Genomic DNA, 15343 nt, shown 5'->3' on the forward strand with positions numbered 1-15343 from the left:
TAGGGTTCGGCACGTGCGGGATCTCTCTGCGGTCGTCAAGGCCTACGACGTGCGCGGGGTCGTCCCCGGGGAATGGGACGAGGACGTCGCCCGCGCGCTCGGCGCCGCGTTCGCGGAGTTCGTGACGGCCGACAGCGGCGCCACGGCCGTGGTCACCGCGCACGACATGCGCGAGTCCTCCGTCCCGCTCTCGCGCGCCTTCGCCGAGGGCGTCATCAGCCGCGGCGTCGACGTCATCGAGGCCGGGCTCGGCTCGACCGACCTGCTCTACTTCGCGGCCGGCTCGCTGGACGTGCCCGGCGCGATGTTCACCGCGAGCCACAACCCGGCGAAGTACAACGGCATCAAGCTGTGCCGGGCCGGGGCCGCCCCGATCGGCCAGGAGTCCGGGCTGGCGCGGATCCGCGAGCTGGCCGAGCGGGACGCCTACGACCGGGATCCGGAGCGGGTCGGCACGGTGAGCGCGCGGGACGTGCTGCACGAGTACGCGGCGTATCTGCGATCGCTGGTCGACCTCTCGTCGATCCGGCCGCTGCGGGTGGTCGTCGACGCCGGCAACGGCATGGGCGGGCACACGGTCCCTGTGGTCCTCGAGGGGCTGCCGCTCACCGTCGTCCCGCTCTACTTCGAGCTCGACGGCTCCTTCCCGAACCACGAGGCCAACCCGCTCGACCCGGCCAACCTGGTCGACCTGCAGGCCGCCGTCCGCGAGCACGGCGCCGACCTCGGCCTGGCCTTCGACGGCGACGCCGACCGCGTCTTCGTCGTCGACGAGCGGGGCGAGGCGGTGAGTCCCTCGGCGATCACGGCGCTGGTCGCCGTCCGGGAGCTGGCCAAGGGCCACGGGACGACGATCATCCACAACCTGATCACCTCGCGGGCGGTGCCGGAGATCGTGCGCGAGCACGGCGGCGACCCGGTGCGCACGCGCGTCGGGCACTCCTTCATCAAGGCCGAGATGGCCCGGACCGACGCCGTCTTCGGCGGGGAGCACTCGGCGCACTACTACTTCCGCGACTTCTGGCGCGCCGACACCGGGATGCTGGCCGCGATGCACGTGCTGGCCGCGCTGGGGGAGCAGAGCCGGCCGCTGTCGGAGCTGGCCGCGGCCTACTCGCGCTACGCCGCCTCCGGCGAGATCAACTCCACCGTGGCCGATGCCGCCGACCGGACCGCCGCCGTCCGCAAGGCGTTCGAGGAGCAGGACGGCGTCACCGTGGACGAGCTCGACGGGCTGACCGTGTCGCTGCCGGACGGCGCGTGGTTCAACCTGAGAGCGAGCAACACCGAGCCGCTGCTGCGGCTCAACGTCGAAGCGCCCGACGAGGCCCGGATGGCCGAGCTGCGGGACCGAGTGCTGGAGCTGGTGCACGCATGAGCGGTCCGCTGGGCCTCGATCCCGTCCTCCTGGAGATCCTCGCCTGCCCCGACACCCACCACAGCCCGCTGACGGTGGACGAGGAGGCCGGGGAGCTGCTCTGCACCACCTGCGACCGCGCGTTCCCCGTGCGGGACGGGATCCCGGTGCTGCTGCTCGACGAGGCCCGCCACCGCGGGGGGCAGGGGACATGACCTCGCCCGAGCTCGCCGAGGAGGTCCTCGACGACCTCGAGCTGCTGCGCGCCCGCGACCCCCGGGGCCTGCTGCCGGCGGTCGCCGGCGCCGGCGCGCAGGTCCGCGAGACCGCGCGGCTGACCGAGGAGGCCGGGCTGGAGCGGATCACCGCCGGCGGCCGCCCCCGTGGGCTGATCATCGTCGCCCGGCGCGAGGGCGCGGTCGCGGCCTCGGTGCTGCGGGCACTGCTCGGCCCCGCCAGCCCGGTCACGGTGGACGTCGTCCCGGGGCCGGTGCTGCCGGTCTGGGCCGGGCCCACGGACATCGCGGTGGTGGCCACCCGCACCGGGGCGGGCCGATACGCGGTGACTCCGGCCTACGACGCGGCCCGCCGCGGCGTCTCGCTCCTCGGCATCGGCGCGGAGGACGCACCGCTGCAGGCCGCGTGCTCGACCGCCCGCGCGCCGTACGTCTCCCTGCCGCGCAGCCGGGTCCGCCACACGACCCTGTGGTCGCTGCTCACCCCGCTGCTGCGCCTGGGCGTCGACCTCGGCCTGCTCGCCGAGCCGGTGGCCGACCCCGAGGCGGTCGCCACGGCCCTCGACGACATCGCCACCGAGTGCGGCCCGGCGCAGGAGTCGTTCGTCAACCCCGCCAAGACCCTCGCCCTCGAGCTGCTCGACGCGATGCCGGTCATCGCGGCCGAGGGTTCGCTCGCCGGCGCGGCGGCCGAGCGGGTCGCCGACCAGCTCGCCACCCTCGCCGGGCTGCCGGCCCCGAGCTTCCGGCTGCCCGACCAGCGGGTTGCCGCCTGCGCCGTGCTGGGCGGGCCGCTGGCGCCCTCGGACGGCGAGGACGACTTCTTCCGCGACCGCGCGGACGACGCCGGCCGCCGGCTGCGGCTGCTGACCATCCGCGACCCCGACGCCGGCGGACTCGACGGCGGCGGGGAACGCGAGCCCCGGTCGGCCGCGGAGGCCATGAGCGAGACGCTGCGCACGGCCGCGGCGCACAACGTGCCGGTCAGCGGGCTCGCCGAGCACGGCGAGCCCGAGCGGTTCCCCCGGCTGCCCCGCCTCGCGCGGCAGCTGGCCGTCGCCGACTTCAGCGCTGTGTACCTGGCGCTGGCACTCGACTCCGAGAGGGCCCACCACGGATGACCACCGACACTCCCTCCACGACCGGGCAGCACGCTGCTGCCGAGGCCGGGCACGCCGAGGCCGGCGGCCACGGCGGCGGGCACGGCACCAAGGCGATCATCGCCGCGCTGCTGGCCAACCTCGGCATCGCGGTCTCCAAGTTCGTCGCGTTCCTGGTCACCGGGGCGTCCTCCATGCTCGCCGAGGCGATCCACTCGGTCGCCGACTCGGGCAACCAGGTGCTGTTGCTGGTCGGCGGCAAGCGCGCGGCGCGCGCGGCGACCCCGCAGCACCCGTTCGGCTACGGCCGCGACCGCTACATCTACGCGTTCATCGTGGCCATCGTGCTGTTCAGCGTCGGTGGTCTGTTCGCCATCTACGAGGGCGTGCACAAGCTCCAGCACCCTGAGGAGCTGACCTCGCCGGGGTGGGCGATCGGCGTCCTCCTGGTCGCCATCGTCCTGGAGAGCTTCTCCCTGCGGACGGCGATCAAGGAGACCGCGGCGGTCAAGCCCCCGACGCAGAGCTACTGGAAGTTCATCCGGACGGCGCGGCAGCCAGAGCTGCCGGTGATCCTGCTCGAGGACATCGGCGCGCTCACCGGCCTGGTGCTCGCCCTCCTGGGCGTCGGGCTGGCGGCGCTCACCGGCAACGGCGTCTTCGACGGCATCGGCACCGTCTGCATCGGCCTGCTCCTAGTGATCATCGCGGTCATCCTGGCGGTCGAGACGAAGAGCCTGCTGCTCGGGGAGTCGGCCACACCGGAGGACCAGCGCAAGATCGTCTCTGCCCTGGAGCACGGCGGCTCCGGGCTGTCGATCATCCACATGAAGACGCTGCACCTGGGCCCGGACGAGCTCCTCGTGGCAGCCAAGATCGCCGTTGCGCCGGGCGCAGACGCCGCCGCGATCGCGGAGTGCATCGACGCCGCCGAGAGCCGGATCCGCGCCGCGGTCCCTTCGGCCCGGGTCATCTACCTGGAGCCCGACATCCGCCGGCCGGCCGACCCGGCCCGCTCGGGGGCGAGCGCGGCCCGGGGGGTGTGACCCGCTGCCGGACCCGGTGGCGCACGCGGGGGGAATCGTGAGCAGGACGACCCTGTCACCTGCCCGGCGCCGGGCCGATCGGGCGCGGCTGCCCGAGGAGGTCGTGGACGTCGTCGTGATCGGCGGCGGGGTGACCGGCGCCGGCGCCGCGCTCGACGCGGCCAGCCGCGGGCTGTCCGTCGCGGTGCTGGAGGCGCGCGACTGGGCCGCCGGGACCTCGAGCCGGTCCAGCAAGCTCATCCACGGCGGGCTGCGCTACCTCGAGCAGTTCGCCTTCCCCCTGGTGCACGAGGCGCTGCATGAGCGCGCCCGGCTGGTGCAGACGATCGCGCCGCACCTGGTCACGCCGCTGCCGTTCCTCCTGCCGCTGACCGCGCCGGTCTGGCAGCGGGCCTACTACGGCGCCGGGGTGGCCCTCTACGACGTCCTCGGGGCCGCGCTGGCCGCCGACCGGGGCATCCCGGCCCACCGGCACCTGTCCCGGCGGGCCACCCTCGAGGCGTTCCCCGGCCTGCGCGGCGACGTCGTCCGCGGCGCGATCCGCTACTGGGACGCACAGGTGGACGACGCCCGGCACACGCTGGCCGTCGTCCGGACGGCGGCCGCCTACGGCGCGCGGGCGCTGTCCAGCGCCCGGGTCACCGGGCTGCTGCGCGACGGCGACCAGGGGCCCGTCGTCGGCGTGCGCGTCGCCGACCTGACCGACGGGTCCACGTTCTCGGTGCGCGCGCGCAGCGTGATCGCCGCCACCGGCGTCTGGAGCGACGACGTCGGCGCGATGTTGGGCGTCGAGGCGCCGAGCCTGCGGGTCCGGGCCTCCAAGGGCGTCCACCTGGTCGTGCCCCGGGCCGCGATCGAGGGCCATCCGGTCTCGCCGGCCGGCCTGATCCTGCGGACGCCGACCAGCGTGCTGTTCGTCATCCCGTGGGGCGAGCACTGGATCGTCGGCACCACCGACACCCCGTGGCGGCTGGACCGCGCGCACCCCGCGGCCAGCAGCGCCGACATCGCCTACCTGCTCGACCAGGTCAACCGGGTGCTGACCCGGCCGCTGACCACGGCCGACATCGTCGGTGTCTACGCCGGGCTGCGGCCGCTGCTGGCCGGGGAGGCCGACCAGACCAGCCGGCTGTCCCGGGAGCACGCCGTCGTGACGCCGGTGCCCGGCCTGGTGCTGGTCGCCGGCGGCAAGTACACGACGTACCGGGTGATGGCCGAGGACGCCGTGGACGCGGCCCTCGCCGGGCTGCCCGGGGTGCCGCCCTCCCGCACCGCGCACCTGCCGGTCGTCGGGGCACGCCGGTGGGACGCCGTCCGGGGGAGCGGGCCGCGGCTGGCGGCGGCGTCCGGGCTGACCGAGGCGGCCGTCGACCGGCTGCTGCACCGCCACGGCGACCGGGTGGACGACGTCCTGGCCCTGATCCGGGAGGACCCGGAGCTCGGTCGCCCGCTGGCCGGCGCGCCGGGCTATCTCCGGGCCGAGGTCGTCCACGCGGTGATCGCTGAGGGGGCGCTGCACCTCGACGACGTGCTGACCCGCCGCACCCGGGTCTCCATCGAGACGGCGCACCGCGGCGTGGAGTCCGCAGCCGACGTGGCCGGGCTGATGGCCGGGCCGCTCGGCTGGGACGACGAGCGGCGCGACCGCGAGGTCGAGCACTACCTGGCCCGGGTGGCGGCGGAGCGGGAGTCCCAGCGGATGCCCGACGACCGGACGGCGGACGCGGCGCGGCACGGCGCCCCGGACGTGCGGGCCCCCGCCGTCTGACCCGATGGGGGGTTGCGCGGCGCCCAGGAGACCGACGACATAGGGAGAGTGACCGTCGCGGAAGTAGTCTCGGCACCGATGTGGCCCCTGACCAGTGCGGTCCGCTGCTACCCGTGGGGTAGCCGCACCGTGATCCCGGAGCTCCTCGGCCAGCCGGTGCCGTCCGAGCGCCCGCAGGCCGAGCTCTGGATGGGGGCCCACCCCGACGACCCGAGCCGGCTGCCCGACGGCCGCGGCCTCGACGCCGCGATCGCCGCGGACCCCCAGCGGCTGCTCGGTGACGCCGTCGTCGCCCGCTTCGGCGCGCGGCTGCCGTTCCTCATGAAGGTGCTCGCCGCCGAGACGCCGCTGTCGCTGCAGGCGCACCCGACGCCCGAGCAGGCCGAGGCCGGCTACGCCGCCGAGGAGGCCGCCGGCGTCGCGCAGGACGACCCGACCCGCACCTTCAAGGACCCGTACCACAAGCCCGAGCTGCTGCTGGCGCTGTCGACCTTCGAGGCCCTCTGCGGCTTCCGGCCGGTCGAGGAATCGCTGCACTGCCTGGCCAAGCTGCAGCTCCCCGAGCTCAAGCCGACGATCGCGGCGCTGGCCCGCGGCGGCCTGCGGGCGGCGATCCCGCAGCTGCTGGCGCTGTCGGAGAAGCGGCGGGAGTCGCTGGTCGACGCCGTGGCCGCGAAGGCCGCGTCGTTCGTGGCCGCCCACGACCCGGAGTTCATCAACACCTACCGCTGGGCCGCGGCGCTCGCCCAGTCCTACCCCGGCGACCCGGGCGTGGTCATCTCGCTGATGTGCAACCACCTCAAGCTCGCCCCCGGCGAGGCGGTGTTCCTGCCGGCGGGCAACCTGCACGCCTACCTCTCCGGCGCGGGCGTCGAGGTGATGGCCAGCTCCGACAACGTGCTGCGCGGCGGGCTGACCACCAAGCACGTCGACCTGGCGGCGCTGATCGAGGTGCTCGACTTCACCGACGGCCGCGTGCCGGTCATCCACCCGGTGCTGGGGCCCGGCGGCCTGCGCTACCCGGTGCCGGTCGAGGACTTCGACCTCACCCGCGTCCAGCTCGGCAGCGAGAGCGGCATCCTCACCACCCGCGGCCCGCAGGTCCTGCTGTGCACGGAGGGGACGGCGGTGCTGGCCTCGGCCGACGGGGAGCTGGTCCTGGCCAAGGGGGAGTCGGCGTTCGTGCCGGCCGGGGCACCTGTGAGCGCCCGCGGCCCCGCCGTCCTCTACCGGACGACGACCGCCGTCTCCTGAGCCGCCCGCGGGCCGCCGCGGGTTACCCTGGTCGACGGCACGAGCCCCGCCGAAGCCTCGGCATGCTCGCTCTTCCGTTCAGCGACCGACGAGAGCCCGGTCCGCGGTGGGCCGGGTGCGTTCCCTGGAGCGACATGACCGCCAGCACTGGCACGCGTGTACTGACCGACGGCGACTTCAAGGTCGCCGACCTCTCCCTTGCCGGCTTCGGCCGCAAGGAGATCCGCCTCGCCGAGCACGAGATGCCCGGCCTCATGGCCCTGCGCGAGGAGTACGGCGCCGAGCAGCCGCTGGCCGGCGCCCGCATCGCCGGCTCGCTGCACATGACCGTGCAGACCGCCGTCCTCATCGAGACGCTGAAGGCGCTCGGCGCCGACGTCCGCTGGGTGAGCTGCAACATCTTCTCCACCCAGGACCACGCCGCCGCGGCGATCGTCGTCGGCGACGGCAGCCCCGAGCAGCCCACCGGCGTCCCGGTGTTCGCCTGGAAGGGCGAGACGCTGGAGGAGTACTGGTGGTGCACCCAGCGGCTCTTCGAGTTCCGCGACGAGGACGGCGCGGTCGTCGGCCCGAACATGCTCCTGGACGACGGCGGCGACGCGACGCTGCTGGTGCACCTGGGCACCCGCTTCGAGGCCGAGGGCGCCGTCCCGGACGCCACCGAGGCCGACTCCGAGGAGTACGGGGTCATCCTCGCCGCGCTGCGGCAGGGCCTGACCGAGGACCGGCAGCGCTGGACCCGCATCGGGCAGGGCATCGCGGGCGTCACCGAGGAGACCACGACCGGCGTCATGCGCCTATACGAGCTCGCCCGCGACGGCCGGCTGCTGTTCCCGGCGATCAACGTCAACGACTCGGTGACCAAGAGCAAGTTCGACAACCTCTACGGCTGCCGGCACTCGCTCATCGACGGCATCAACCGGGCGACCGACGTGATGATCGGCGGCAAGGTGGCCGTCGTCTGCGGCTACGGGGACGTCGGCAAGGGCTGCGCGGAGTCGCTGCGCGGCCAGGGCGCCCGAGTCATCGTCACCGAGATCGACCCGATCTGCGCGCTGCAGGCCGCCATGCACGGCTACGAGGTGACCACCCTCGACGAGGTGATCGGCAAGGCCGACATCATCGTCACGGCCACCGGCAACAAGGACATCATCACCGCCGAGCAGCTCGCCCGGACCAAGCACCAGGCGATCGTGGGCAACATCGGGCACTTCGACAACGAGATCGACATGGCCGGCCTGGCGCGGACGCCGGGCGTCACGAGGACGAACATCAAGCCGCAGGTCGACGAGTGGCGGTTCCCCGACGGCCACACGATCATCGTGCTCTCCGAGGGCCGGCTGCTGAACCTCGGCAACGCCACCGGCCACCCGAGCTTCGTGATGAGCGCCTCGTTCGCCAACCAGGTGCTCGCCCAGATCGAGCTGTGGACCAAGCGCGCCGAGTACGCGGGCAAGGCGGCCACCGTCACGGTGCTGCCGAAGAAGCTCGACGAGCACGTCGCGCGGCTGCACCTCGACGCCCTCGGCGTGAAGCTGACCGAGCTGACCAAGGTGCAGGCCGACTACATCGGCGTGCCCGTGGAGGGCCCGTTCAAGAGCGACCACTACCGCTACTGAGGCCCCCTTCAGGGGCCCGCGCCGAGCTTGCGAGGCGTGGGGAGAAGGGGGTCCTTCCACCACCCGGCCGTGTGTCTTGCGGCCGGGTGGCACCGCCTGCGGCTCCTGACAGCGCAGAATGGGCGCCGTGCCACCCACCGCGCCGCAGAACGGGCATAGCCGGGGCCGGGTCCTGGTCGTCGACGACGACGCCGCCCTCGCCGAGATGCTCGGCATCGTCCTCCGCCGCGAGGGCTACGAGCCCGCGTTCGTCTCCGACGGCAACCGGGCGGTCGGCGTCTTCCAGCAGACCCGGCCCGACATCGTCCTGCTGGACCTGATGCTGCCCGGTCGCAACGGGCTGCAGATCTGCCAGGACATCCGCCAGCAGTCGACGGTGCCGATCGTGATGCTGACCGCCAAGGGCGACACGATTGACGTCGTCCAGGGGCTCGAGGCCGGCGCCGACGACTACGTGACCAAGCCGTTCAAGCCGGTGGAGCTGGTCGCCCGCGTGCGCGCCCAGCTGCGCCGCGGCGAGACCGGGCAGGCGGAGAACCTCGCGATCGGCGACGTGCAGATCGACGTCCCGGCCCACCAGGTGACCCGGGACGGCGTGCCGATCCAGCTCACGCCGCTGGAGTTCGACCTGCTCGTGGCCCTCGCGCGCAAGCCCCGGCAGGTGTTCACCCGCGAGCTGCTGCTCGAGCAGGTGTGGGGCTACCGGCACGCGGCCGACACCCGGCTGGTCAACGTCCACGTGCAGCGGCTGCGGGCGAAGATCGAGCGCGACCCCGAGAAGCCCGAGGTGGTGCTGACGGTGCGCGGCGTCGGCTACAAGGCCGGCCCGCCGTGACCGGCTGGCCGTGACCTCGGAGATCGACGGCCGGACGACGGCGCCGGCCTCCCGCTCCACCGGCACGCTCGACTCCGCGCCGCCCGCCCCCCCCGGAGCGCCCCCGGATCCCGCCGCCGCCTCCCGCCGCGCCTGCGGAGGAGCGGGAGCCGGTCCTGCCGCGGCTGGGCACGGCGCTCGCCGGCCGCGCCGGCGCCACCGGCCGCTGGATCTCCGAGACCTCCCGCCGGCTCGCCGCCCGCGCGGTGTACGCGTGGCGGTCGTCCCTGCAGGTCCGGATCGGCGCGATCACCATGGCCGTCGCCGGCACGGTCGTGATCATCGTCAGCGTCGTCCTGTTCAGCCAGATCCGCGACCAGCTGCTGTCGGTGAAGAAGCAGGCGGCGATCGATCAGGCGCAGCTCGGCGTGTTCTACGCGCAGAGCCAGGTGACCGGCATCGCCACGGGCGACGCGGCCAGCGTGCGCGCGACCCTGGACCGCACCGTGCAGCAGCTCAAGGCCCGCGCCGGCTCGGCCGGTGACTTCGACGTCGTCATGGTCTACCGCAGTGGCGACACCGAGCGGACGGCGACCAGCCGGCGGTTCGTGTGGCCGGCCATCCCGGCCGACCTGCGCGCCGACGTCGAGTCCGGCGGGCAGTCCTACCGCTACGCGCTCGTGCCCGACGGGGACCCCGGCACCCTGCAGCCGACGCTGCTGATCGGCGCCTCGGTGCCCGGGGACGCCGGCGGCACCGAGCGGATCGGGCTGTACTACGCCTTCCCGCTGGACCAGGAGGCGGAGAGCCTCGCCCTGATCCGCAGCACCGTCATCATCAGCGGGATCGCGCTGACCCTGTTCGTCGTCGGCATCGGCGTCCTGGTCACCCGGCTGGTGGTCGACCCGGTGCGGCGCGCGGCCGGGACGGCGCAGCGGCTCGCCGAGGGCCAGCTCGAGGAGCGCATGCTCGTCCGCGGCGAGGACGACCTCGCCCGGCTGGCCACCAGCTTCAACGCGATGGCCGACAGCCTGCAGCGCCAGATCACCCAGCTTGAGGGGCTCTCCCACCTGCAGCAGCGGTTCACCTCCGACGTCTCCCACGAGCTGCGCACACCGCTGACCACGGTGCAGATGGCCGCCGACGTGCTCTACGAGTCGCGCGTGGACTTCCCGTCGCACGTGGCGCGCTCCGCCGAGCTGCTGCGGGCCGAGCTGGACCGGTTCGAGGGGCTGCTCACGGATCTGCTCGAGATCAGCCGGTACGACGCCGGCGCCGCCGTCCTCGACCCGGAGCCGACCGGGCTGGGTGCCCTCGTCGAGCGCGTCGTCGAGGCGATGGGCTCGCTGGCCGAGATGCACGCGACCCCGCTGGTCGTCCACAAGCCCGCCGACGAGGTGATCGCCGAGATCGACGCCCGCCGGGTGGAGCGGATCCTGCGCAACCTCATCGGCAACGCCATCGAGCACGGCGCGGGCAAGCCGGTGGAGATCACGCTGGCGTCGAACCCGACGGCCGCCGCGGTCACCGTGCGGGACTTCGGGGTGGGCCTGAGCCCGGCCGAGGCGCAGCACGTGTTCGACCGGTTCTGGCGAGCCGACCCCGCGCGGGTGCGCACCGTCGGCGGCAGCGGGCTGGGGTTGTCGATCAGCCTCGAGGACGCCCGGCTGCACAACGGCTGGCTGCAGGTGTGGGGTCAGCAGGGCGCCGGCGCGCAGTTCCGGCTCACCCTGCCGCTGGTCGCCGGAGGTGACCTGACCAGCTCACCTCTGCCGCTGCGCCCGACGATCGTCCGGCGTCCGACGGGGCGTCCGGCGGTGCAGCCGTGAGGCGGTGGCCGGCCGTGCTGACGGCGGTGGTCGCGCTCGCCGGCTGCTCGACGGTGCCGACCAGCTCGCCGACCGTGCAGATCACCCAGGCGCCGAGCCGGCCCGACGACACCGTCGGCATCGAGCCGCTGTCCCCGGAGGCGGGGGCGACCCCCGAGGACGTCGTCCGCGGCTTCCTCGACGCCGCGGCCAGCGCGACGCGCGGGCACCCGGTCGCGCGCGAGCACCTGACGCCCGAGGCGGCGCGGTCGTGGTCGGACGAGTCCGGCATCACGATCCTCAGCCAGGACTACTCCGCGGTGACCACCGACAACGGGACCATCCGGGTCACCGCGGACCTGGTGGGCACCGTCGACCCGCGGGGCATCTTCACCGTCGGCGACCAGGAGGCCTACACCCGCGAGTTCACCCTCGAGCAGGTCGGCGGCGAGTGGCGGATCAGTGATCCGCCCGACGGCCTGCTCATGCTGCAGCCGGACTTCGCCCGGCTCTACGACGAGCTGACCGCGTACTTCCTGGATCCCACCGGCCAGCGGCTGGTGCCGGACCCGCGGTACCTGATCGCCGGCGAGTCGCAGCCGACCGCCCTGGTCGACCGGGAGCTGGCCGGGCCGGCCGCCTCCCTGGCCGCGGGGGTGCGCAACCCGCTGGCCGGTGCGGAGCTGCGCCGGGCCATCACCGTCTCGGGGCAGACGGTCACCGTCGACCTGACCAACGTGTCCCCGGAGCCGTCGCCGGCGCTGGGCGAGCTGTGCGCGCAGCTCGTGTGGACCCTCGAACCGTTCTCCGCGCGCAGCGTGCAGATCCTGATCGACGGCGATCCGGTGTCGATCGAGGGCGTGCCGCTGCTGCAGACGGTCGACGACTGGGCCTCCTTCGACCCGGAGGGCTCGGCCGTCGACGCCGTCGGGCACTACCTGACCGGCGGCGCGCTGCACGCGGTGCCCGGCACACCGGCCCCCGGGCCGGCCGGCGCCGGGGTCTACGGCCTGACCGGCGCCGCCGTCTCGGCCGACCAGCGCACCGGCAAGCTGACGACCATGGCCGGGACGGCGAACATGCCCGGCGGGGCCACCCTGTTGACCGGTCCCTACGGCGGCGACCTGGCCCCCGCGCTCACCGCGGGCACCCTGACGATGCCGACCGTGGCGGCGACCCGCGCCGAGATCTGGGTGGTCCGCGACGGGGACGCCGTCGTCCGGGTGCCCGGCGCCGGCGGCCCGCCGCAGGCGGTCAGCACGCCGACGCTCCCGGGCCTGGGCCGCGCCCAGGAGCTGCAGCTCTCGCCGGACGGCGTCCGCGCGGCCGTGGTGGTCGACGGGCCGGAGGGGCCGCGCCTGTACGTGGGCACCGTGGTCCGCTCCGAGGACGGCGGCGTGTCCCTGCCCGACCTGCGCCAGGTCGCCCCGTCGCTGACGCAGGTGGTGGACGTCGCCTGGCGCACGAGCAGCAGCCTGCTCGTGCTCGCGGGGGACGCCGGTGAGGACCGGATCGTGCCCTACGAGGTCGGCGTCGACGGCTGGGGTCTGGACGACGTGCCGACCGCGGGCCTGCCCAGCCAGCCGACCGCGGTGGGCGCCGCGCCCGGCCGGCTGCCCCTGGTGAGCGCCGGCGGGACGATGTGGGAGTTCTCCGGGGGCACGTGGGTGACGCTGGTCCGCGGCCAGGAGCCGCTGCCGGGCACCGAGCCGTTCTTCCCGTTGTAGATCCACAGATCGCGCCGGGGCCGGCCCTCGGGGCAGGCGCGCCGACAGGGTGGGGGAGTGCAGCTCGCCTGGGCTCGTGCCCACGCCACGGCCCTCGCCGACCTGGTGCTGCCGCGCACCTGCGCCGGCTGCGGGCTGCCCGGTGCCGTCGTGTGCCGCCGCTGCGGGCGGCTGCTGGCGCGCCCGCACCTGGCCACGCCGCGGCGCTTCCCGGCCGGCTTCCCGCCGACCGTGGCGGCGGGCGCCTACGAGGGACCGGTGCGTGCCGCCGTCCTGGCGTTCAAGGAGCGCGGCCGGGCCGAGCTGGGGCGGGTGCTCGGGACGGCGCTGGCGCTGGCCGTCGCCGGCGTCCTGCGCGGCGTCCCCGGCCCGGCGGGGCCGGTGCTGCTGGTGCCGGTGCCGCCGTCGGCGGCCGCGCTGCGGAACCGTGGCCGCGACCCCGTCCGAGAGCTGACCCGCCGGGCCGAGGCAGAGCTGCGGGCCGCCGGGGTCGCGGCCGCCGAGGCGCGGCTGCTGCGCCGCCGCGGCCGGGTCCGCGACTCCGCGGGGCTGTCGGCGGCGCAGCGGCGGGCGAACCTGGCCGGGAGCTTCGTGCTCGCCGGCACGCCGCCTGCCGGCGCGGTGCTCGTGCTGGTCGACGACGTCGTGACCAGCGGGGCGACCCTGACCGAGGCTGCCTCCGTCCTCGCGTCGGGACGCAGTGTCACGGGCACGCCGGTGCTCGCGGCGGTGGTGGCGGCGACGCCGCGCCGTGACCCCACGGCCGCAGGCGGCAGCGTGGCGATCCGGTGAACGAAGGAGGTCCCCCGGCCGACTGTCGGGACCCCTGTTGAGCGACTAGCGTCGAACCGATCACAGCCCGCTCCGAACGGGAGGTCTCATGGAGATCGTGGTCCGTGGCCGCAATGTCGAAGTCCCCGACCATTTCCGGCAGCACGTCTGGGACAAACTCACCCCGCTGGACCGTTTCGACGGCAAGCTGAAGATCCTGCGCATCGACGCCGAGCTCTTCCACGAGAAGAACCCGCGCCAGTCGGGCAACTGCCAGCGCGTGGAGATCACCCTGCGCGGCAAGGGTCCCGTGGTCCGCGCCGAGGCCAGCGCGCCGGACTTCTACTCCGCGCTCGACCTGGCCGCCGGCAAGCTCGACGCCCGTCTGCGCCGCGCGGCCGACCGCCGCCGGGTGCACCACGGCCGCCGGACCCCCGAGAGTGTCCGGATCAACGGCAACACCGCCGCCGACCTCGGTGTCAGCGAGACTCTCGACCTCGACCGGCAGCTCGCGGAAGGTCCGCACGTGACCGACCTCGACGAGCACCTGCCCGGCCGGATCGTGCGGGAGAAGCAGCATCCCGCGACCCCCATGACCGTCGACCAGGCCCTCCACGAGATGGAACTGGTCGGCCACGACTTCTTCCTCTTCCAGTGCGCCGACACCGGCCGACCCACGGTCGTCTACCGGCGGCACGCCTACGACTACGGCCTCATCCGGCTGGTCGAGGTGCCGCTCAACGGTGACCCGGCCGCCGCGCCCGCCCCCAGCGCCGCGCAGGCTCCCGCTGCGCCGGCGACCGTCTGATCCGAACGGAGGCCGAGCGCGCAGGAAACCTGCGCGCTCGGCCTCCGCTCAGTCTCCGGGCAGCCGCGAGAACAGCGCCGCGTCGCCCCGGCTGCCGTCCCGGTACTCCAGGCAGGACCGGAGCACGCCCTCCTGCGTGAACCCGGCCCGCCGCGCGACCACCTGCGAGGCGGTGTTGCGGACGTCGGCGACCAGGTGCACGCGCGGCGCGCCCAGCCCGAGCGCCCACTCGGCCAGCGCGTGCGCGGCCTCGGCGGCGTACCCCCGGCCGCGGGCCTCGCGGGCGATCCAGTAGCCGATCTCCGGGCCGAGCTTGCCGGGCGTCAGGTGCACGCCGCTGGACCCGACGAGGACGCCGTCCGCCTCGATCGCGACCACGAGCGCACTGCGGTCGGCCCGGGCCCGGGCGGCCTGGGCGAGGAACTCGCGCGCCCGCTCGCGGGTGTAGGGCACCGGGATCGCGAAGATCCAGCGCTGGACGTCGGGGTCCTGGCAGGCGGCGAACACCGCGTCCTCGTCGTCCGGGCGGTAGGGGCGCAGCACCAGCCGCTCGGTGCGCACCACCTCGGTGGTCAGGTCGATCCCGCTCAGGTCCACGCGGCCATCGTCAGGCGTTGCCCAGCATCCGGTCGACCGAGATCTCCAGCACGACGCGGCGCGGGTTCTCCCGCGGGGTGCGGTAGCGGCGCGCGTAGCGCTCCTCGGCGTCCCGCACGGCCGCCGGGTCGTCGCGCACGACCGCCGTCCCTTCGAGGGTGAGCCAGCGACGGCCCTCGACCTGGCAGAGCGCGACCCGCGCTCCTGCCCGGACGTGCCGCGCCTTGGCGGAGGTGTCAGTGGTGATCACCCGCGCGGTGCGGGTGCCGGCGTCGAAGGTGAACCCGACCGGGACCACGTGCGGGCTGCCGTCGGGGCGCAGCGTGGTCAGCGTGGCCAGGTGCCGCTCGGTGAGGAAGGTGAGCAGGTCGGGGCTGAGGTGCTGGAGGTCGACGGCCACCGGGGGAGAGTACGGAGACTCCGGTGGGGCGGGTGGGG

General features: G+C 74.6%; 14 protein-coding genes. 12 read left to right on the plus strand and 2 right to left on the minus strand.

Annotation, left to right across the window (positions count from 1 at the left end; all coding sequences use genetic code 11):
- Positions 1-13: 13 nt before the first annotated feature.
- The 12 genes from ACWIYF_RS05090 to hpf all read left to right on the plus strand — a co-directional run bounded on the left by ACWIYF_RS05090 (position 14) and on the right by hpf (position 14308).
- Positions 14-1378 (plus strand): phosphomannomutase/phosphoglucomutase, encoded by a 1365-nt coding sequence (locus ACWIYF_RS05090; protein WP_448627029.1) that lies wholly within the window; start codon positions 14-16, stop codon positions 1376-1378.
- Complete coding sequence (locus ACWIYF_RS05095; RefSeq protein WP_448627030.1) at positions 1375-1572, plus strand: Trm112 family protein; 198 nt, start codon at positions 1375-1377, stop codon at positions 1570-1572. The genes ACWIYF_RS05090 and ACWIYF_RS05095 overlap by 4 nt, the downstream gene beginning before the upstream one ends.
- Complete coding sequence (locus ACWIYF_RS05100; RefSeq protein WP_448627031.1) at positions 1569-2714, plus strand: SIS domain-containing protein; 1146 nt, start codon at positions 1569-1571, stop codon at positions 2712-2714. Before ACWIYF_RS05095 ends, ACWIYF_RS05100 begins: the two co-directional genes overlap by 4 nt.
- A complete protein-coding gene (locus tag ACWIYF_RS05105) occupies positions 2711-3739 on the plus strand; it encodes a cation diffusion facilitator family transporter (RefSeq protein WP_448627032.1) in 1029 nt (342 codons plus the stop codon). The genes ACWIYF_RS05100 and ACWIYF_RS05105 overlap by 4 nt, the downstream gene beginning before the upstream one ends.
- A gap of 37 nt (positions 3740-3776) precedes the next feature.
- Positions 3777-5507 carry a glycerol-3-phosphate dehydrogenase/oxidase gene (locus ACWIYF_RS05110; protein WP_448627033.1) on the plus strand — a complete coding sequence of 577 codons (1731 nt, stop codon included), beginning with the start codon at positions 3777-3779 and terminating at the stop codon, positions 5505-5507.
- A 78-nt stretch (positions 5508-5585) separates the two neighbouring features.
- Positions 5586-6761: a mannose-6-phosphate isomerase, class I gene (gene manA / locus ACWIYF_RS05115; RefSeq protein WP_448627034.1), complete on the plus strand. Its 1176-nt coding sequence runs from the start codon at positions 5586-5588 to the stop codon at positions 6759-6761.
- A gap of 134 nt (positions 6762-6895) precedes the next feature.
- Positions 6896-8380: an adenosylhomocysteinase gene (gene ahcY, locus ACWIYF_RS05120; RefSeq protein WP_448627035.1), complete on the plus strand. Its 1485-nt coding sequence runs from the start codon at positions 6896-6898 to the stop codon at positions 8378-8380.
- A 118-nt stretch (positions 8381-8498) separates the two neighbouring features.
- On the plus strand, positions 8499-9215 hold the full coding sequence (gene mtrA, locus ACWIYF_RS05125) for an MtrAB system response regulator MtrA (protein ID WP_448627036.1): 717 nt from the start codon (positions 8499-8501) through the stop codon (positions 9213-9215).
- A 245-nt stretch (positions 9216-9460) separates the two neighbouring features.
- Complete coding sequence (gene mtrB / locus ACWIYF_RS05130; protein ID WP_448627037.1) at positions 9461-11023, plus strand: MtrAB system histidine kinase MtrB; 1563 nt, start codon at positions 9461-9463, stop codon at positions 11021-11023.
- Positions 11020-12729: an LpqB family beta-propeller domain-containing protein gene (locus ACWIYF_RS05135; RefSeq protein WP_448627038.1), complete on the plus strand. Its 1710-nt coding sequence runs from the start codon at positions 11020-11022 to the stop codon at positions 12727-12729. The genes mtrB and ACWIYF_RS05135 overlap by 4 nt, the downstream gene beginning before the upstream one ends.
- A gap of 57 nt (positions 12730-12786) precedes the next feature.
- The gene (locus tag ACWIYF_RS05140) at positions 12787-13521 is read left to right on the plus strand and encodes a ComF family protein (RefSeq protein WP_448627039.1); all 735 of its coding nucleotides are present in this window, start codon (positions 12787-12789) and stop codon (positions 13519-13521) included.
- Positions 13522-13609: 88 nt separating this feature from the next.
- Entirely contained in the window at positions 13610-14308 is a 699-nt protein-coding gene (gene hpf, locus ACWIYF_RS05145; RefSeq protein WP_448627040.1) for a ribosome hibernation-promoting factor, HPF/YfiA family, read from the plus strand.
- A 48-nt stretch (positions 14309-14356) separates the two neighbouring features.
- Here hpf and ACWIYF_RS05150 read toward each other — a convergent pair whose 3' ends face one another.
- The gene (locus tag ACWIYF_RS05150) at positions 14357-14905 is read right to left on the minus strand and encodes a GNAT family N-acetyltransferase (RefSeq protein ID WP_448627041.1); all 549 of its coding nucleotides are present in this window, start codon (positions 14903-14905) and stop codon (positions 14357-14359) included.
- A 10-nt stretch (positions 14906-14915) separates the two neighbouring features.
- The gene (locus tag ACWIYF_RS05155; protein ID WP_448627042.1) at positions 14916-15305 is read right to left on the minus strand and encodes a pyridoxamine 5'-phosphate oxidase family protein; all 390 of its coding nucleotides are present in this window, start codon (positions 15303-15305) and stop codon (positions 14916-14918) included.
- Between the last annotated feature and the right edge of the window lie 38 nt (positions 15306-15343).

This window comes from Geodermatophilus sp. URMC 64 (assembly GCF_053502555.1).

Bases quoted from the DNA above. Each gene is read 5' to 3' on its own strand.
- ACWIYF_RS05100 (WP_448627031.1), top strand. From the start codon at position 1,569: ATGACCTCGCCCGAGCTCGCCGAGGAGGTCCTCGACGACCTCGAGCTG.
- hpf (WP_448627040.1), top strand. From the start codon at position 13,610: ATGGAGATCGTGGTCCGTGGCCGCAATGTCGAAGTCCCCGACCATTTC.
- mtrA (WP_448627036.1), top strand. From the start codon at position 8,499: ATGGGCGCCGTGCCACCCACCGCGCCGCAGAACGGGCATAGCCGGGGC.
- manA (WP_448627034.1), top strand. From the start codon at position 5,586: ATGTGGCCCCTGACCAGTGCGGTCCGCTGCTACCCGTGGGGTAGCCGC.
- ACWIYF_RS05095 (WP_448627030.1), top strand. From the start codon at position 1,375: ATGAGCGGTCCGCTGGGCCTCGATCCCGTCCTCCTGGAGATCCTCGCC.
- ahcY (WP_448627035.1), top strand. From the start codon at position 6,896: ATGACCGCCAGCACTGGCACGCGTGTACTGACCGACGGCGACTTCAAG.
- ACWIYF_RS05105 (WP_448627032.1), top strand. From the start codon at position 2,711: ATGACCACCGACACTCCCTCCACGACCGGGCAGCACGCTGCTGCCGAG.